General features: G+C 60.3%; 18 protein-coding genes, 1 tRNA gene and 1 pseudogene. 11 read left to right on the top strand and 9 right to left on the bottom strand.

Annotated features, from left to right (window positions below; genetic code table 11):
• Positions 1–14: 14 nt before the first annotated feature.
• Together HJB84_RS17325 and HJB84_RS17320 are read right to left on the bottom strand one after the other, a co-directional pair.
• Complete coding sequence (locus HJB84_RS17325; RefSeq protein ID WP_207582398.1) at positions 15–737, bottom strand: YoaK family protein; 723 nt, start codon at positions 735–737, stop codon at positions 15–17.
• A gap of 266 nt (positions 738–1,003) precedes the next feature.
• Positions 1,004–1,582: a hypothetical protein gene (locus tag HJB84_RS17320; RefSeq protein ID WP_221116467.1), complete on the bottom strand. Its 579-nt coding sequence runs from the start codon at positions 1,580–1,582 to the stop codon at positions 1,004–1,006.
• 581 nt (positions 1,583–2,163) lie between these two features.
• Here HJB84_RS17320 and HJB84_RS17315 point away from each other — a divergent pair.
• The 5 genes and pseudogenes from HJB84_RS17315 to HJB84_RS33615 all read left to right on the top strand — a co-directional run bounded on the left by HJB84_RS17315 (position 2,164) and on the right by HJB84_RS33615 (position 4,529).
• Positions 2,164–2,562: a hypothetical protein gene (locus tag HJB84_RS17315; RefSeq protein ID WP_221116466.1), complete on the top strand. Its 399-nt coding sequence runs from the start codon at positions 2,164–2,166 to the stop codon at positions 2,560–2,562.
• Between the two features lie 8 nt (positions 2,563–2,570).
• A complete protein-coding gene (locus HJB84_RS17310; RefSeq protein ID WP_221116465.1) occupies positions 2,571–2,765 on the top strand; it encodes a hypothetical protein in 195 nt (64 codons plus the stop codon).
• A gap of 2 nt (positions 2,766–2,767) precedes the next feature.
• On the top strand, positions 2,768–3,088 hold the full coding sequence (locus tag HJB84_RS17305; protein WP_221116464.1) for an Hsp33 family molecular chaperone HslO: 321 nt from the start codon (positions 2,768–2,770) through the stop codon (positions 3,086–3,088).
• A 322-nt stretch (positions 3,089–3,410) separates the two neighbouring features.
• Positions 3,411–4,138: pseudogene (locus tag HJB84_RS17300) on the top strand (SOS response-associated peptidase family protein).
• A 10-nt stretch (positions 4,139–4,148) separates the two neighbouring features.
• Positions 4,149–4,529 carry a thermonuclease family protein gene (locus HJB84_RS33615; protein ID WP_311044997.1) on the top strand — a complete coding sequence of 127 codons (381 nt, stop codon included), beginning with the start codon at positions 4,149–4,151 and terminating at the stop codon, positions 4,527–4,529.
• Between the two features lie 18 nt (positions 4,530–4,547).
• Here HJB84_RS33615 and HJB84_RS17295 read toward each other — a convergent pair whose 3' ends face one another.
• The 3 genes from HJB84_RS17295 to HJB84_RS17285 all read right to left on the bottom strand — a co-directional run bounded on the left by HJB84_RS17295 (position 4,548) and on the right by HJB84_RS17285 (position 5,733).
• Complete coding sequence (locus HJB84_RS17295) at positions 4,548–4,790, bottom strand: hypothetical protein (protein ID WP_221116463.1); 243 nt, start codon at positions 4,788–4,790, stop codon at positions 4,548–4,550.
• 333 nt (positions 4,791–5,123) lie between these two features.
• Positions 5,124–5,199 (bottom strand) — tRNA-Ala (locus HJB84_RS17290).
• 150 nt (positions 5,200–5,349) lie between these two features.
• A complete protein-coding gene (locus HJB84_RS17285; RefSeq protein ID WP_221116462.1) occupies positions 5,350–5,733 on the bottom strand; it encodes a TIGR02300 family protein in 384 nt (127 codons plus the stop codon).
• A 327-nt stretch (positions 5,734–6,060) separates the two neighbouring features.
• Here HJB84_RS17285 and cmk point away from each other — a divergent pair, with 327 nt between their 5' ends.
• The gene (cmk, locus tag HJB84_RS17280) at positions 6,061–6,708 is read left to right on the top strand and encodes a (d)CMP kinase (RefSeq protein WP_207582395.1); all 648 of its coding nucleotides are present in this window, start codon (positions 6,061–6,063) and stop codon (positions 6,706–6,708) included.
• 174 nt (positions 6,709–6,882) lie between these two features.
• Entirely contained in the window at positions 6,883–8,586 is a 1,704-nt protein-coding gene (rpsA, locus tag HJB84_RS17275) for a 30S ribosomal protein S1 (protein WP_007634197.1), read from the top strand.
• A gap of 179 nt (positions 8,587–8,765) precedes the next feature.
• Here the strand turns inward: rpsA and HJB84_RS17270 are convergent, their stop codons facing one another.
• The 3 genes from HJB84_RS17270 to HJB84_RS17260 form a co-directional block, all read right to left on the bottom strand.
• Positions 8,766–10,325 carry a hypothetical protein gene (locus tag HJB84_RS17270; protein WP_207582394.1) on the bottom strand — a complete coding sequence of 520 codons (1,560 nt, stop codon included), beginning with the start codon at positions 10,323–10,325 and terminating at the stop codon, positions 8,766–8,768.
• 230 nt (positions 10,326–10,555) lie between these two features.
• Complete coding sequence (locus HJB84_RS17265) at positions 10,556–11,182, bottom strand: ribonuclease D (RefSeq protein ID WP_221116461.1); 627 nt, start codon at positions 11,180–11,182, stop codon at positions 10,556–10,558.
• A 191-nt stretch (positions 11,183–11,373) separates the two neighbouring features.
• Complete coding sequence (locus tag HJB84_RS17260) at positions 11,374–12,183, bottom strand: MerR family transcriptional regulator (RefSeq protein ID WP_221116459.1); 810 nt, start codon at positions 12,181–12,183, stop codon at positions 11,374–11,376.
• A 169-nt stretch (positions 12,184–12,352) separates the two neighbouring features.
• On the opposite strand from HJB84_RS17260, the gene HJB84_RS17255 reads away from it, so the two are divergent.
• Entirely contained in the window at positions 12,353–13,633 is a 1,281-nt protein-coding gene (locus HJB84_RS17255; protein ID WP_221116457.1) for a 4-aminobutyrate--2-oxoglutarate transaminase, read from the top strand.
• A gap of 63 nt (positions 13,634–13,696) precedes the next feature.
• Entirely contained in the window at positions 13,697–15,178 is a 1,482-nt protein-coding gene (locus HJB84_RS17250) for an NAD-dependent succinate-semialdehyde dehydrogenase (RefSeq protein WP_221116456.1), read from the top strand.
• Between the two features lie 56 nt (positions 15,179–15,234).
• On the opposite strand, the gene HJB84_RS17245 is transcribed toward HJB84_RS17250, so the two are convergent.
• Positions 15,235–15,444: a SlyX family protein gene (locus HJB84_RS17245; protein WP_164016000.1), complete on the bottom strand. Its 210-nt coding sequence runs from the start codon at positions 15,442–15,444 to the stop codon at positions 15,235–15,237.
• A gap of 180 nt (positions 15,445–15,624) precedes the next feature.
• Between HJB84_RS17245 and uxaC the strand changes: the two genes are divergently transcribed.
• Positions 15,625–17,040 carry a glucuronate isomerase gene (gene uxaC, locus HJB84_RS17240; protein ID WP_221116455.1) on the top strand — a complete coding sequence of 472 codons (1,416 nt, stop codon included), beginning with the start codon at positions 15,625–15,627 and terminating at the stop codon, positions 17,038–17,040.
• Entirely contained in the window at positions 17,037–18,494 is a 1,458-nt protein-coding gene (locus tag HJB84_RS17235) for a mannitol dehydrogenase family protein (protein WP_221116454.1), read from the top strand. Before uxaC ends, HJB84_RS17235 begins: the two co-directional genes overlap by 4 nt.
• Positions 18,495–18,516 lie beyond the last annotated feature (22 nt).

Here is an 18,516-nt window from a genome sequence, read left to right as displayed (position 1 = left end):
GGAATGCGACGGCTCTATTTCGCCCGCGCGACGGCCGATCGATGCGGCGCGATCTTCTGGTTGAAGCGCCGCTGAAGCGGCCGGGGGATGAACATGGCGGCAAGCGCAAGCACCATCGCAAAAAGGGAGACCAGCCACAGCGCATACGCGCCGGTCAGTCGCGTCACGAGGGCGCCGGCAATCGCCCCGAGCAGCATGCCGCCCCAGGGCACGATCTGGATCGTCCATTCGATACGGCGATCGCCGATGATCCAGCGGCCGATGCCGCGGCCGAAGCGCGACAGTGCGCCTGTGACATAAGTCAGCCCGATCGGCAGGCCCTCGATTTGCTCGACGGCGGCGTTCACCATGCCCATGGCAAGAACGATCAAATAGAAGCGCGACAGCAGCAAGTTTTGCATCGTCATCATCGAAGCAAGTGCCAGGACGAGGCCGACGCATCCAAGCACCACGAAAATGCGGCGTTGCGAAAAATGGGCGACGACAATGCCGGCCGCATTGCCGAGCACGAAAACCAGAATGGCGGAGATCAGTACCGCCGCGTGATAAAGGTTGCCCTGGCTCAAGGCCAATGCCGCCCGCGTCGTATTGCCGGTCATGAAGGAGACGAAATCGCCGGTCAGCAGCAGGCCGGTCGCATCGGTCATGCCGGCAAGAAACGAAATCGAGCCAACGAGGGCGATCCCGGTCATGGTCCGTCGGGTGCGGATGAGGCGACGGCGTCGTGCTCTGGTCATTGCGGAGGGTCCTGGGGCCGAATCGCTGAGATGCGGCAGAAGGATAATTCCTTTTGTTGAGGAATTGGCAAAGACGACTGCGGTTGGCTGATGCCACGCTCGGAAATGCTACTCCGAGAGGCGCTATGAGAGAAGTAGTGATGCCCAGATCTGCCACGGTACTTTCATCCGAATGCAATTACAGCATCGGTGGCATGAACCGCTCCCAAAAGCTGGACTACCGGAGGCAGGAGTTTTCCGGCAAAGCAGTCTCACAAGGGCTTGGCCTATTGAGACATTGACGGTCGAACAAATGGAAAGTCAGTTTTCAATAGCTTGAAACCTAGCGGCCCAAGGTCGGGCGTCACAAAGCCATCCTCTTCCATGTAATCTTCTCGCCGAACAGGATGACCAGAGTCTATGAGCTCCTTAATTTTCTTAAGAAAACCAGGATTATCTGCATCGCGCATGTCCATCAGATAGGTGCCGCGAATGTATTCGTTTTCAGTGTCCTGGTTCAAAAAACATGCGATGCTACCCAAATTGCTACCCGCGTGAACCGCGACGCGAGCAGTTTCCAGCAATCGGACACACTGAGGGAAGCAAGACTTGAGCAGTTGATACGAGCGCTCCCTTAAATCAGTGCCAAGAACATACGCAGTATTTGAAGCGAGGTACTCCCAGATTGGCGTTTGCCCAGTCATGGATTCACCGGCCCAGTACTTCGACATCCAATCACTTGGTAGTTCGCCAGAGAACGCGTTTGTGATCCAGTTCGCATCCAATCGATCATCAATATTGAGGCCACCCCGCACGTGAAGTTCGGCGAAGAACTCCGTTTTGAACTGCGGAAGACCCCATTTCACAGACTGCTCAGCGCTCTCCAGGTCACCAAAGCAGTACATTCCGGACAATCTAGAGGTCTTTCGCGGCGCCTCCCGAAGCCTTGTAGTCTCTAAATCAATCTCGACCTGAAGCGATCTGGTACGTTTCGCCTTGAGATGAGACGCGGTCCAAAGGGAAATGAAACCCGGATCCGATGGCACGGGCACAAGCGCTCCCCGATAGTGGCCCATGCACAAACCGGATGTTTGATGTTGAGGAAAGCCCAAGCGTTCGTCTGAATCCCTGCGGCTTCCATAATCACTCTCGCGGTCGTTATCCCCGATTGCTGTTAAGCTGCAGGGGTAAGCGCGTCAACGGGCAGCAAGAGAAGCCTTTTCCGTCGCAAACGGGTCCCATCAGGGGGTACAGGGGGGAAATCGCGCGGGCATTGGCACGTAGATGGCCTCTGAGGTGCGTGACCCCTAAATTTATAAGGGCTGGGATTTTATTAGCGCCTTCTGCCCGAGTCATGTGGCCTCTTGACTCCTTTCTGATCGTGAACATAATAAGAACATCGGCGAGGCGGCCGCCAATCTGAAAACTGAAGATGTGGAGAACGGATATGCGTGAGCCGCCGATCGGCGAAGCCGTGGACGATGATGAATGGATTCCAGACGGTGTGATGTGGCCGCCAGAGAGGGAGATCGATCTTTCTGAGGTTCACGAAAGTTTGGCCAAGGCAGTGGCGGGCAGCCGAGGCGTAAAGTTCTACACTACCCGTCTCATCGATGTACCCAGCGACGCCAGCTTGGGAAATGTTCAAATGGCGATGGACGAAGTCGCCGGTGATGTCTGCGGCATCTATCTGACCACGTATATAACCAGCGTGGATGCTCAAACGAACGAGCCAGTTCTCGTCGATGAAGCCACCCGACCTTTCAAATTTCGCTGTGACTGTGACCTTGAGGAAGCCATATCGATCTTCTGTCGAAATTTAAGGATGGCGGGCATCATCCCTTGAGCCTCGCCATGACCGAACAACATGCAGAGCCAGTTGGTGAGGAGCTTGCCGAAGTGATCGCCTACCACAATGGCGATATGTGTGCCGCCATAGGCACGCTTCTCGATGACATCCGCCATTTGCGTCAGCAACTAGCATTAGCGGAAGGCGCTATGAGCCGAGGCATGACGCGCGGGTGGCGGCCGAGTTACGACCGAGACTGACAATGCCGGAAATGAACTATTCCAAGAAGTTACGTGGGTGGAGCTTACGTGACGCTGCCGACGCTGGCCAATTGCTGGAGGTAACGTGCCAGTTTTGTCGGACGACCTACCGCTTCTTTCCGAACGATCTGCTGAAACTGACGACGAATGTAAGCCTTGATCGGCTGGCTTGTCGCTTCCGTTGCGAACGCTGCGACCGCCCAGACTACATGGGCCTGACGGTGCGACAAATTTGGGGATCCGAATACGGCAAGCTCACGGTGCGGCGACTGGTAAAGGTCACGATGGTCAAGAAGCCGACATGGGAAGATGGAGTTTTATAAATTGGCGTCCCGCCGAGATAACCCCCTTGCCCGCTGGCGGCTGAACGCCGAGCTTCCACATCACGTAATCATGTGGTGGGGTAACTATAATTCCAGCGAACTTGCCCACGACTCTCGCCAGAGAGGTGAAATCATCACTTCTGCGCTGGCCTACGATCACGCTTCAAAGTCTTATTTTGCTTCCGTGGAGTGGGACCAATACCTTGTTTTCTGTTTCGCAAGCCGCGAAGCTGCTAGGCAATTTCGTGAGCGCTGGAACGGTCAGTTCATCACAACGGACGAAGTGGGCAAGCACGGCGCGTGGACGCCAATGGAGGGCGATGTGTGCAATCTATACCGGATGATGAGCAACCAGGAGGCAATACGGTCCATCACCCGAGCGATGATTGACAGCGCCGGCAACATGGAGCCGACCACCGAAATCTGGCCAGACTATATCGCACCGATCGTCCGCAACACACCGGCTGGCCGAGAGCTTGCCAACGTGCGCTGGGGTCTGCCGAGTTCGTCTCAGGCGATATACCAGGCCACCACGAAACGAGCTGATGGCCTTCGGAAGAAGGGCATGCAGGTGGACTTCCAGCAACTCCTCAAGATGGAGCCGGACGGCGGCACTACGAATGCCCGCAACACCGAGAGCAAACACTGGAAGCGCTGGCATGGGGTCGAATTCCGGTGTGTCGTGCCATTCACCTCCTTTGCTGAGCCAGACCCTGCGAACAAGCCCGACGGCGGCCGAACGCCTAACGCTTGGTTTGCCGCAGACCCGAGCCACCCGCTCATGTTCTTCGCGGCATTTGGGTGCCGCAGTGGGAGAGCGTCAGGAAGGTCAAGGAGGGGCTCACCGTCAACGACCTTTATGGGCTCCTCACGACGGAACCGAACGGCATCGTTGAGCCAGTCCATCAGAAGGCCATGCCGGTCATCCTTACGAATAAGGAGGAAATCGAAATCTGGATGACGGCTCCGTGGGAGGAGGCCCGCCTTTTGCAGCGCCCCCTGCAGGATGACCAACTGATACTCGTAGCGCCTGAGACAATGGCAGCGTGAGCCTGCAATGATAGCGGCTGCAATGCTTATGTGCTCTTCGCTTACTGCCGTTGACGGTGACACAGTGCGCTGCGATGGGCAGCTCATGCGGCTCCTTGGTGGCGGCATTCCGTTTGTCTCGGGGATAGACACCCCGGAGATTGGCAGCCACGCGAAATGCCTCAAGAAGCGTAAGCTAGCACTGATAGCCAAAGGCCGACTGCGGGAACTCTTAGAGGAGCGTGGCCTGCAAATCGAAATCAAGGGCTATGACAATACGCCAGCACATCGGCCTCTCGTGAACATTTACCGCAAGGATGGGCGGGAGGTTGGCGCGATGCTTCGGGCGGAAGGCTTTGCCCGCGAGTGGAGACCCCGCCATAAGAACCATTGGTGCAGCCCGGACGTTTAGCAGCTTCCCGCCGAGCGATCAGACCTGGCTCTTCGAACTGATCTCGCAGAGAACACCAATGGCAACGGCCAGAAGAATGCCGATCGATCCCTCGTTGATCGCTTCGCCGCTCGTCGCCGCCGCCAGAAAAATGCGGGAAGCGTGAGCGTTGCTTTCCATGTCCGGCGTGCCGAAGGCGACGACGACGCCGATCCCGACCCGGAAGATGCCAAGCCAGAAAATGAGGTGGGCGATAATCTTTCCTACGCGTGTAAAAAACATAGACGCGAATACTCCCCAAGATGCCCGCAGGGTGTCCTGCCTTACCTCGTAAGGTTGCAGCATTCAAGCGTCTTCTCCAGCGAACCGGATGTAATGCTTGAAGCTCTCGGAATGCTCGCCCAAGGCGTCTTGATCCTCGCGGCGGCACTCTCCGTCTTCGGAATGACCGTTGTCCCCGCCCTGCAATTCAGACCACTTGCGGAAACAAAAGCAGAGCAAGAAGTGGGCCCCAAATTGAGGGCGCAAAGTGGGTACGCAAATGGGTACGCACTTAAGTTTCGGCATCGCTAATTTTTAAGTAATATCAATATCATAATCCCTATACAAGGGATTTGGTGGAGCTAAGCGGGATCGAACCGCTGACCTCTTGCATGCCATGCAAGCGCTCTCCCAGCTGAGCTATAGCCCCATCAAGGTGGTCCGGCGCAGGGCCGGTCCTGGGATACTCCTCAAGGCGTGCCCTTCGGAGTGGCGGCTTATTACTTCCGGTTTTCGGAGATAGCAAGCCTAAAAAATCCGGCCCGGAGAATTTTTTCCTCACCGGGCCGAAATGCAGTGGTCAGACTTCGTCGTCGTCGCCGGTCACGCCGATGATGTCGCTCATGTCATCGTCGTCATCGTCTTCGTCGGGTGTGAGGAAGGTATCGTCGTCGTCATCGCCTTCGATTTCGACATCGTCATCGCCGATATCGGGGATGTCGTCGCCGCTTGCGGCCTCATCGGCATCTTCCAGCGAAACCAGTTCGACTTCGGTGTTTTCAGTATCGACTTCCGCGACCTCGTCTTCCTCGGAAACCTCGGCGATCGCCGAGGTTTCCTGGAAGAAGGACAGGGGGTAGGACTTGCCGGTATAAGGAGAGACGACCGGATCCCGGTTCAGATCATAAAACTTCTTGCCGGTTTCCGGATCGGTACGCTTGGTTCCAAGTTCCGCTTTCGCCACTATAAGCCTCGTGAGAATGGCCGAATGCGAGATTCGGCAAATGCCGATCAAGCCGGCGTTCCATCGGAATTTATAAGCCGGTCCCCTTAATCGCTGTGGCTTCCCATGTCAAAGCCAAACTTTATGATCAGAGCGCAGGCTATTTCCGCCGCCGCCGGATGACCGGCCGGCGGGTGTATGGTAACGAGCCGCGGCAGCCGCAGAACGTAGCGAAGATTGTCGCCGAAAAGGACGGCCTTGCGAAGGAAATGCTATGCGTTTACAAATGATTACGCCATGCTTGGCTCCAGCCAGAGCCTGTAAGCCCGCTGCTCCAGGATTGATCACATGACAACGAAGACCTTCACCATCGCCATCGATGGCCCGGCGGCGGCCGGCAAGGGCACGCTTTCGCGCCGCATCGCCGAGCGATACGGCTTCCATCATCTGGATACCGGCCTGACCTATCGCGCCACAGCCAAGGCGCTGCTCGACGCCGGCCTGCCGCTCGACGACGAGGCGGTGGCGGAAAAGATCGCGCGGGAGGTTGAACTCGCTGGATTGGATCGCGATATACTTTCCAAACATGAGATCGGCGAAGCCGCCTCGAAGATTGCCGTGATGCCGGCGGTGCGCCGGGCGCTGGTCGAGGCGCAGCGGCGGTTTTCGATAAAGGCGCCGGGAACCGTGCTCGACGGGCGTGATATCGGCACGGTCGTATGCCCGGATGCGGCGGTCAAATTCTACGTAACGGCGACGCCGGAGGTCCGCGCAAGACGCCGTTACGACGAGATCCTCGGCAAGGGCGCGACGGCGGATTTCGATGCGATTTTCGAAGACGTCAAACGGCGCGACGAACGCGACATGGGACGGGCCGACAGCCCTTTGAAACCAGCTGATGATGCGCACTTGCTTGATACGTCGGAAATGAGTATAGAGGCCGCGTTTCAAGCTGCACAATCGATCATCGATGCGGTCTTGAGCCGAAATGCCTAAATTGAAGCGATTTTGCATGCTCAGGAGCATGGATCGCTGTTAATGCAGCCTGAAATTCCGTCCAAGCGCCGGATTGCCCTCGTGAAAAAGGGCGGACTGGGTTCAGGCCCGTTCAACGCAAACCAACCGGCGCGTACGTGTCCGCTTCGCTATTCAGGACACGCAGGAGATTTTATGTCAGTAGCTACTCCCTCTCGCGAGGATTTCGCGGCACTTCTCGAAGAGTCTTTTGCCAAGAACGATCTGGCCGAAGGCTATGTTACCAAGGGTATCGTCACGGGCATCGAAAAGGATGTCGCCGTTGTTGACGTCGGCCTGAAGGTCGAAGGCCGCATCGCGCTCAAGGAATTCGGCGCCCGCGCCAAGGACGGCCAGCTCAAGGTTGGCGATGAAGTCGAAGTTTACGTTGAGCGTATCGAAAACGCGCTCGGCGAAGCAGTTCTGTCGCGCGAGAAGGCTCGCCGCGAAGAAAGCTGGGTCAAGCTCGAAGCCAAGTTCGAGGCCGGCGAGCGCGTCGAAGGTGTGATCTTCAACCAGGTCAAGGGTGGCTTCACGGTCGACCTCGACGGTGCGATCGCCTTCCTGCCACGTTCGCAGGTCGATATCCGCCCGATCCGCGACGTCACTCCGCTGATGCATAACCCGCAGCCCTTCGAAATCCTCAAGATGGACAAGCGCCGCGGCAACATCGTGGTTTCGCGCCGTACGGTTCTGGAAGAGTCCCGTGCCGAGCAGCGTTCTGAAATCGTTCAGAACCTCGAAGAAGGCCAGGTTGTCGACGGCGTTGTCAAGAACATCACCGATTACGGTGCGTTCGTCGACCTCGGCGGCATCGACGGCCTGCTGCACGTCACCGACATGGCATGGCGCCGTGTGAACCATCCGTCGGAAATCCTGAACATCGGCCAGCAGGTCAAGGTTCAGATCATCCGCATCAACCAGGAAACCCATCGCATCTCGCTCGGCATGAAGCAGCTCGAGAGCGATCCGTGGGATGGCATCCAGGCCAAGTATCCGGAAGGCAAGAAGATTTCCGGTACCGTTACGAATATCACCGACTACGGTGCGTTCGTCGAGCTGGAGCCGGGCATCGAAGGCCTGATCCATATCTCGGAAATGTCCTGGACCAAGAAGAACGTTCACCCCGGCAAGATCCTGTCGACCACCCAGGAAGTCGAAGTCGTCGTTCTCGAAGTCGATCCGTCCAAGCGCCGTATCTCGCTCGGCCTCAAGCAGACGCTGGAAAACCCGTGGGCAGCATTCGCCCGCAGCCATCCGGCCGGCACTGAAGTCGAAGGCGAAGTCAAGAACAAGACCGAATTCGGCCTGTTCATCGGCCTCGACGGCGATGTCGACGGCATGGTGCACCTCTCCGACCTCGACTGGAACCGTCCGGGCGAACAGGTCATCGAGGAGTTCAACAAGGGTGACGTCGTCAAGGCCGTCGTTCTCGACGTCGATGTCGAGAAGGAACGCATCTCGCTCGGCATCAAGCAGCTCGGCAAGGATGCAGTCGGCGACGCCGCTGCATCAGGCGACCTGCGCAAGAATGCAGTCGTTTCCTGCGAAGTCATCGCAGTCAACGATGGCGGCGTTGAAGTGAAGCTCGTCAACCACGAGGACATCACTTCCTTCATCCGCCGCGCTGACCTTGCCCGCGACCGCGACGAACAGCGCCCTGAGCGCTTCTCGGTCGGCCAGGTCTTCGACGCCCGCGTCACCAACTTCTCCAAGAAGGACCGCAAGATCATGCTGTCCATCAAGGCTCTGGAGATTGCGGAAGAGAAGGAAGCCGTTGCCCAGTTCGGTTCGTCCGACAGCGGCGCTTCGCTCGGCGACATCCTGGGCGCAGCCCTGAAGAACCGCGGCGGCGAATAAGCCTCGCATCCGCCTTTTGAATTGAAGAACCCGCCGGAGCGATCCGGCGGGTTCTTCATTTTCGGGCTAGAGCGCGTCGCATCAAAGTTGATCCAGCGCGGCGCTTTGGTCCTTGGTTTTTATGCATTTCGTTATCCCGGAACCGCTGCACGCTTCCTGATGACTTGGATTATGGAAATTTATTCCCAGCCGACCATGCGCTGATAGAGCGCATAAACAGGGTCTTCGGCCGCGCCTGGCTGATGTGGCGTCGGCTCGGAATCAATCATCCTCGGCGTCCTGCGCTCAGGTGCCGCGTTGGCAGCTTCCAGATCGGGCGTGGCATCCCCGCTGCCCGATTGCGCCTGCTGCTGATCCTCCTGCTGCTGGTCTGGCGGTGCCCCATCGTGGTGGTGCTGATGCTGGTGGCTCGTTTCACCGGCCTTCTCGTTCGACGGAACATCCTTGGCGAACTGATAAGGCAGCTGCGTATAGGCAAGCCCCTCCGGCATTCTTGCGGCCAGCGGCAGATAGGACGCCTCGGCCGTCTCGGAAATCGGCATCATTGGCGGTGGCGCGGCGATCTCTTTCGGCTGACGGGCAGCCGCAGTCACGATCTCGGTATCCATCGGCGAAGGGTGAAGCGCTGCGGACTGGCGCGCATCCGGTGCTGCGAACTCCGCCGGCTGCCTGGTCAAGGTTTCGGTCGCATCGCTGATGACGGCTTCGTCGAGGATCACATCGATCTCAACGGCCGCCTCGACGGGACCATCCTCCACGACGGCTTCAATATCCTGCTCGCCGATGATGGTGACAATCATCGCGGAGACCTCTTCGGTCATCGAAGCGACAATTCCTGCCCAGTTCCTGGGAATGACGGGATCGCCCTTTTCCAACACCGCGCGAGGCTGGATGGCAGACGCCTCCGGCGTTTCCCGCGCGTCCTCGGTCGCTGTGGCTTCGGTCGGCAAGGCCGGCGCGGCTTCGATCTCCTGCGGCGCGGATTTTTCCGGGGCGACCTCGCTTGCCGCCGCCGACGCGGACTGAGCCCGGTTTTGAGGCTGCTGCGTTTCCGGATCTTCTGCGTCCACGGCCTCGGCGACGACCACTTCCTCGGCGGTCGCCAGAGCCGCGGCCTCGATCAGCAAACTGGCCGGCGCGGATAGCTTGTCTGCCGGCTGGCGCGTGGCGGCAGACCCACGATCCTCATGAAGTTGGATCTCAGGACGAGCTTCGGCGCGCATCGGCGAAGCGTCGTTCTGGCCGTAGGAGCGGACGACGGCGCGGGCGGCGAGATCGCGATCCTTGTAGCGGACGATTTCCAGATAGGCGACGATGCGGGCTGCTTCCGGGCCTGTGGGGTTCTTCAGGGCTGCGGCGATCATCCGGAGCGGCAGGCTATGGCCCTCTGCGGTGAATTGGCGCTCGACCTCGTCGATCCTGAGAGCCGGCAGCCGCTGGATGGCATCGGCGAGCCGGGAGGCGAAGGCAAGATTGGTCTCGTCCTCGCCGCGATCCAGCGAGATCGCGCGGCCGGCGGCATCGATGGCATCGAAAAGGGCTTCGACCATGCGCTCACGCGCGGCAAGGAGCAGGATATTGAGCTTGCCGGCAATGGCGGAATTCAGGTCGGCGGCTTCGACGGGATTGACAGGCGCCGGCGCAATCACAGAACGGCCGAGGCCGCCGGCGACGATCGCCGCAGTCTGGCCTTGGGACGAAAAGCTTGCATTGGACGCTGCACGAACGGGAGTCAACATGGCATGCTCCTTTCGCAAAGTGACGATGAAAGCAGGCTCTATAAAAGGACCGCGCTCATCCGGCCCCCTTGCATCCCAGCAGATCCTCCTGTCCGCATGACGCAATAGCCGCGTCATCGAAATGCATAAACATTAATGGGAATTTTAGGAAAGAGGCGTTAACGAATCGCTAACGCCGCGGACACGCCAGTCCACGGCCTTTGTCTGTCTGCGTGTCGCAGGCAATTTAATCAGCTGTGGGCGAAGATATCGGCCTCTTCCCAGCCGAGCAGGTCGAGCTTGGCGCGGGTCGGCAGGAATGCAAAGCAGGCCGTCGCATGGTCGAACCGGCCGTCGCGAAGCAGGCGTTCCGTCAGCTTGTCGCGCAACGCGTGCAGATAGAGCACATCGGACGCGGCATATTCGAGCTGGGCTTGAGATAGCGGCTCGGCCGCCCAATCGGAAGATTGCTGCGCCTTGGAGACATCAACGTCGAGCATCTCCTTGAGATTATCCTTGAGCCCGTGGCGATCGGTATAGGTCCGGATCAGGCGCGAGGCGATCTTGGTGCAGAACACCGGCGTCGTCGTGACGCCGAAAGTATGGAAGAGCACGGCAATATCGAAGCGGCCGTAATGAAAGATCTTCTGATGGGTGGGATCTTCGAGCAGGGCGACGAGATTGGGGGCCTCTTTCTGGCCGGCGGCGATACGGATGACGTCGGCGGTGCCGTTACCCGGCGAAAGCTGGACGACGCAGAGCCGATCCCGGCGCGGCACCAAGCCGAGCGTTTCGGTGTCGATGGCGATTGCGCCGGTGTAACGGGCGGCATCGGCCGCGGAAATATCGCCTTCGTGATAACGTATGGTGGCGGCCATGAGACAATCTTTCGTTCGAACGTATCCCCTACAGCGTCCTTTGCGCGACATTTCAGACGCGCAAAGGACGCTGTAGCACTTTGAAGTGCTGAATAATTTTATCCTTAAATTGATGCCGATCTAAGGAATTATGCAGTAGCGCTATAGCGCAAAGGCAGAAAAGGCGAAACCGCTTTCCTGCTGCGGGCAGCTCAGAATGTCGGCGGCGTGTTGATCCAGAGAAGCACGGTTTCGCCGTCGTGGCGGTTGCGCCAGGAATGATAGCGGCGGCTTTCGAAATAGAGCGAATCGCCCGGACCGAGATCGAAAAACTGATCGCTATCGAGCACCAGTTCGAGCCGGCCGGCCAGGACATGCATGAATTCCTCGCCCTCGTGACGATAGGCGCCCTCGCTGGCCGCCCCCGGCGCCAGCACGAAACGATGACAATCCATCATCCTGCGGCCTTCGGCGAGCAACTGCACCGCGACTCCAGGCGTTGTTTCAGGCCAGGTGCGCCACGCCCCGGCACGCACCACAGCCGATCCCTCCTCGCTTTCCTCGCCTGAAAGGCGCGAGACGGTAGTGCCATAATACTCGGCGAGGTCATGTAGGGTCTTGAAGCTCACGCCCTGCGAAGTGCGCTCCAGCGTCGAGAGCGTCGAAGCGGTGATGCCGATGTCGCCAGCCACCTGATCGAGCGTCTTGCCCGCGGCATGGCGCAGGCTGCGCAGCTTGCGGCCAAGGCCGGCGCCCTGGCTTGCCTCCGCACCATCGGCCGGAGGCTCCTCCCCTTCCAACGCCTCACGGATTGCCGCGGGATTGAGGCCACGCTCGACACGAAACCAAGAGATGCGCTTCAACCGCGCCACATCGTCGGCGCTGTATTGCCGATGGCCGGTTTCCGAACGGCCAGGAACCAAAAGGCCCTGGCTTTCCCAGAGGCGCAGCGTCGAGGCCGAAACGCCCGCCAGCCTTGCGGCCTCCGCCACCTTGTAGCGCACAGGTCCGCTATCGTTCATCCAGAAACATCCCGATTCCAATCGCTGCGAGCATTCATCAAAACGCGTGATGTTTGAAGCAAAAAATCCCGCTTGTTTTCTTGCAGGAAAAATGTAGGAGTTTTCTACATAGCTTGCAGAACTTCTGCAAGATAATTCCAGCCCCCCTTTCAGCGCAGGAGCACATCCGATGAACGCGACAAGCCTTACCGACCGGAAGAACGCCGCCATCTCCCGCGGCGTCGGCATGACGACCCAGATTTATGCCGATCGCGCAGAAAATGCCGAGATCTGGGACAAGGAAGGCCGCCGCTACATCGATTTCGCCGCTGGCATCGCCGTTCTCAACACCGGCCACCGCCATCCGCGGGTGATCGCCGCAGTCAAGGATCAGCTCGACCGCTTCACCCATACCTGCCATCAGGTGGTGCCCTACGAAAGCTACGTGCACCTCGCCGAACGGCTGAACGTGCTGCTGCCTGGTGATTTCGAGAAGAAGACGATTTTTGTTACGACGGGTGCCGAAGCGGTCGAGAACGCCGTCAAGATCGCGCGTGCCGCCACCGGACGCTCGGCCGTCATCGCCTTCGGCGGCGGCTTCCATGGCCGCACTTTCATGGGCATGGCGCTGACCGGCAAGGTGGTGCCCTACAAGGTGGGCTTCGGCGCAATGCCCGGCGATGTGTTCCATATTCCTTTCCCGGTCGAGCTGCACGGCGTCACCGCCGATCAGTCGCTCGCAGCCCTGAAGAAGCTTTTCGCCGCCGATGTTGATCCGCAGCGCGTCGCCGCCATCATCATCGAGCCGGTGCAGGGCGAAGGCGGTTTCTACTCCGCACCCGCCGCCTTCATGAAGGCGTTGCGCGAACTCTGCGACCAGCACGGCATCCTCTTGATCGCCGACGAGGTGCAGACCGGTTTTGCCCGCACCGGCAGGATGTTCGCAATGGATCATCACGAGGTGGCGCCGGACCTGACGACGATGGCAAAGAGCCTTGCTGGCGGCTTTCCGCTCGCCGCCGTCACCGGCCGCGCCGAAATCATGGATGCGCCGGGACCGGGCGGGCTCGGCGGCACCTATGGCGGCAATCCGCTCGGGATCGCTGCCGCCCACGCCGTGCTTGACGTCATCAAGGACGAAGATCTCTGCGGCCGCGCCAACCAGCTTGGCGGACGGCTGAAGCAGCGGCTGGAATCGCTGCGCGAGACGGTGCCCGAGATCGTCGATATCCGCGGACCGGGCTTCATGAACGCCGTCGAATTCAACGACCGGACGACGGGATTGCCAAGTGCGGAATTCGCCAATCGGGTGCGGCTGATCGCGCTCGACAAGTGCCTGATCCTGCTCACCTGCGGCATCCATGGCAACGTCATCCGTTTCCTCGCGCCGATCACCATCCAGGATGAGGTTTTCGGCGAGGCGCTCGACATTCTCGAGGCCTCGATGCTGGAAGCGAGTTCGACCAAGTGACGCGACAGGAACCGGATTTCGACGGCCGTCGGCAACCGGCGGCCGCTCCCAAGGAGATATGAGATGGCTTTTACCACCGCCCTGACCAGACACGTTCCCTTCTCTTCGCCCTTCCTGCGCGCTGCCGGCTATATCAACGGCGTCTGGACATCAGGCGATACCGCAAAGACCTTCGACGTGCTCAACCCGGCAACGGGCGAGCTGCTCGCCTCGCTGCCCGATATGGGTACTGAAGAAACGCGGGCGGCGATCGATGCGGCGCATACCGCCCAGCCGGGCTGGGCTGCCCGTCCGGCCAAGGAGCGCAGCGCCATCCTGCGCAAATGGTTCGACCTGATGGTCGCCAATGCCGACGCGCTCGCCGCGATCCTGACCGCCGAAATGGGCAAGCCCTTCCCGGAAGCGCGCGGTGAGATCCTTTATGCCGCCGCCTATATCGAATGGTATGCCGAAGAGGCCAAGCGCATCTACGGCGAGACGATCCCCGCGCCTTCCGACGACAAACGGATGATCGTCATCAGGCAGCCGGTCGGCGTCGTCGGCACGATCACGCCGTGGAATTTCCCGGCAGCGATGATCACCCGCAAGATAGCGCCGGCACTTGCCGTCGGCTGCACGGTGGTGTCGAAGCCCGCCGAGCAGACGCCGCTGACGGCAATTGCGCTTGCCGTGCTCGCCGAACAGGCGGGTATTCCGGCCGGCGTCTTCAACCTCGTCGTCGGCGTCGACGGCCCGGCGATCGGCCGCGAGCTCTGCGGCAATGACAAGGTGCGCAAGATCAGCTTCACCGGCTCGACGGAGGTCGGCCGCATCCTGATGCGGCAGTGCGCCGACCAGATCAAGAAGGTGAGCCTGGAGCTCGGCGGCAACGCGCCCTTCATCGTCTTCGACGATGCCGATCTCGACGCCGCCGTCGAGGGCGCGATCGCCTCCAAATATCGCAATGCCGGCCAGACTTGCGTCTGCGCCAACCGCCTCTACATTCAGTCGAACGTCTATGACGCCTTTGCGGCCAAGCTTGCTGCGAAGGTCGCCGAAATGTCGGTCGGCGACGGATTCAAGCCGGGCGTCATGATCGGGCCGCTGATCGACGAGCAGGGTCTTGCCAAGGTGGAAGACCATGTCGGCGACGCGCTTGCAAAGGGCGCCAAGGTGCTGACCGGCGGCAAGCGCATCGACAGCGCCGGCACCTTTTTCACGCCGACGGTGCTGACCGGCGTCGCCCGCGGCATGAAGGTGGCCCGCGAAGAAACGTTTGGCCCGGTGGCGCCGCTCTTCCGCTTCGAGACGGTCGAGGATGTCATAGCTGAGGCCAATGACACGGAATTCGGCCTGGCCGCCTATTTCTATGCCGGCGATCTGAAGAAGGTCTGGCGCGTGGCGGAAGCACTGGAATACGGCATGATCGGCATCAATACCGGCATCATGTCGTCCGAGACCGCGCCCTTTGGCGGCATCAAACAATCGGGCCTTGGCCGCGAGGGCTCGCGGCACGGCGCCGACGATTATCTCGAAATGAAATATCTCTGCATCGGCGGCGTCTGATCAGCCAGCCAAGGAAATCCGGCACGCGGTATCCGCCGCGTACCGGCAGCGCGCCGTCAATAATGCGGCGGGCGGGTAATTGCCGGCGCGTCCAGCGACTGCTCCTCGAGCGACAGGAAACGTTCCGTCAGCCGGTCGAGCTTGGTGCGCATCTGCTCCACGATCTTCCATTGCTCGGTCAGCTGATCGGAAAGCTCCTCAATCGTTTTTGCCTGATGGGCCAGCATTTCCTCCAGCCGGGTGATGCGGTTCGTCTCGTCGGACATCGATCCTCCTTTGCCGAAACCGGCAGAATAGATGGTTCTCCCAAAGCGGAAATAGGCCAGCGCGTCAATGCTTTCGATGGCTGGCGGAGCGATGCGCCAAACTGTACCGTTTGGTTACCAAAAGACCTTGCCGTGCCTGATGTTGTGGGGTAGGCCCTTATCCATCAGGGAGGAATACTGATGGATGCAGGAAACGGCTTTCTTCATCCGGACCGGCTCTTTCCGGCCGATCCGGCAACACGGACCATTGCGCGAGATCTCTACGAGACGGTGCGCAATCTTCCAATCGTCAGCCCGCACGGGCACACCGAACCCGCCTGGTTCGCCGACGACAAGCCCTTCGAAGACGCCGCCTCGCTGCTGGTCATTCCCGATCACTATCTCTTCCGGATGCTGCACAGCGTCGGCGTCACCTTGGATGAGCTCGGTGTGCCGCGACTCGATGGCAAGCCGGTGGCTGCGGGACGGGCGATCTGGCGGACCTTTGCCGCGCATTATCACCTCTTCCGCGGAACGCCTTCGAGCCTCTGGGTCGATCACGCGATGTCGGCCGTGCTCGGCTGCACCGAGCCGCTGACACCTGACAATGCCAATGCGCTCTACGACCATATCAATGCCCAGCTCGCCCTTCCCGAATTCCGTCCGCGGGCGCTGCATCAGCGATTCGGGATCGAAACGATCGCGACCACGGACGGCGCGCTCGACCCGCTTGTGCATCACCAGAAGCTGGCGGCGGACGGCTGGATCGGCAAGGTGCGCACCACCTACCGGCCGGACAGCGTCACCGATCCAGAAGCCGTCGGCTTCCGCGACAACATGGTCAAATTCGGCGAGATCACCGGCACTGAGGTGACGCGCTGGGACGGACTGATCGAGGCGCATCGGCGCCGACGCGCCTATTTCCGCCAGTTCGGCGCTACCGCAACCGATCACGGTGTACCCACGGCCTTCACCGCTGATCTGCCGGTTGCGGAAAAACAGGCGCTGCTCGACAAGGCGCTGAGGGGCCCGCTTTCGCCAGAAGAGGCCGAGCTCTTCCGCGGCCAGATGATGACCGAAATGGCCGGGCTTTCGGCCGAAGACGGCATGGTGATGCAGATCCATGCCGGCTCGAGACGCAATACCGACCGCGGGCTCTTTGCGACGCGCGGCCCGAATATGGGCGCCGATATCCCGAAACCCACGGATTGGGTCGGCGGCCTGGATGCGCTGCTTTCGAAATACGGCCATGCGCCGGGCCTGCGGGTGCTGCTGTTCACGCTCGACGAAACGACCTATGCGCGCGAGATGGCGCCAATGGTTGGCCACTGGCCCTGCCTGATGATCGGCCCACCCTGGTGGTTCCACGACAGCCCGCTCGGCATTCGCCGCTATCTCGACCAGGTGGTGGAAACAGCAGGTTTCGCCAATATGGCCGGCTTCAACGACGATACGCGGGCGCTGCTTTCAATCCCGGCGCGGCATGACGTCTGGCGCCGCGAAGTCTGCGGCTTCCTCGCTGGGCTCGCCGCCGAGCATCGGATTTCCAAGAGGGAAGCCGAGATCGTTGCAGGCGAACTCTCCTATGGCAATGCAAAGAAGGCCTACAAGCTGTGACCGAACGACTGCAGACCCTTTCCGGCCTCGCCCCGACGGCGAAGCTTCCGGCCTATGACCGCAGCCAGCTGAAAAGCGGCATTCTGCATCTGGGGCCTGGCGCGTTTTTCCGCGCGCATTTTGCGCCGTTTACGGATGGTGCGCTTGCAGCCGCAGGCGACGACTGGGGTATCGAGGTGGCAAGCTTGCGCACGCCTGATGTCGCCGACAATCTGAGCGCCCAGAATGGGCTCTATACGACGCTGATCCGCGATACATCGGGCACGACGGCTGAGGTGATCGGTTCGATCCTGAAGGCGCATGTGGCGCCGCGCGATCCAGCCGGCCTGCTGGCGCGGCTCGAAGATCCCGCGATCCGCATCGTCAGCATGACGGTGACGGAAAAGGCCTATGGTTTCAATCCGGCAACCGGCGGCCTCGACCTCAAACATCCCGATATCGTCGCCGACCTCGCCAACCGGCATGCGCCGCGCGGCGTCATCGGCTATCTGGTGGAAGGCCTTGCACGCCGCCGGCAGAAGGGAATAGCCCCCTTTACGCCGCTGAGCTGCGACAACCTGCCGAGCAACGGCGCCGTTCTGAAACGCCTCGTGCTCGAATTCACCTCCCGCATCGATGCCGATCTGCATACCTGGATCGAAGCGAATGTGCCCTTCCCGTCGACGATGGTCGACCGCATCACGCCGGCGAGCACCGACGCGACCTATGCCGATGCCGAGCGGCTGACGGGCCGCACCGATTTGGCGGCGATCGAGACGGAGCCCTTTACGCAATGGGTCATCGAAGACCATTTCGCCAATGGCCGGCCGGCCTGGGAAAAGGTGCGCGGCGCACTGATGGTCGAAGACGTCTCGGCCTATGAGAAGATGAAGCTCAGGATGCTGAACGGCGCCCACTCGCTGCTCGCCTACCTCGGTTATATCGGCGGCTATGAATTCATCCGCGACGTGATGGATGATGAAGCCTTGGCAGCCCTTGCCTACCGCCATATGCATGCGGCGGCGAGAACGCTCGATCCGGTTCCCGGCATCGATCTCGACGACTATGCCAATGAATTGATAGCCCGCTTTGCAAACAAGGCGATCGCCCATCGAACCTATCAGATCGCCATGGACGGCACGCAGAAACTGCCGCAGCGGCTACTGGAACCGGCAAGCGAGGCGCTGGCGCATGGCGACAGGGCTGAAACCTACGCCATCGCCGTTGCGGCATGGATGCGCTATGCGATCGGCGAACACGGCAACGGCGATCGCTACGAACTACGCGATCCCCGTGCTCAGGAAATTGTCGCTTTGATCGCCGATGTCCCGCGCACCGGCCCGGCGATTTCGGCGGCGCTTTTCACCCTTCCCGGACTTTTCCCGGCGGCTTTGACCGGACACCGGGCTTGGACGCAGGATGTGTCGGACAAGCTGGAGATCCTGATCCAGGACGATCGGTTGCCGCTATTTTGAGCCTTTCCGACATAGGAGAGGG

It is taken from the genome of Rhizobium sp. NZLR1b (genome assembly GCF_019685155.1).
GTDB lineage: Bacteria > Pseudomonadota > Alphaproteobacteria > Rhizobiales > Rhizobiaceae > Rhizobium.
This window is presented reverse-complemented; position numbering and strand designations above follow the sequence as displayed.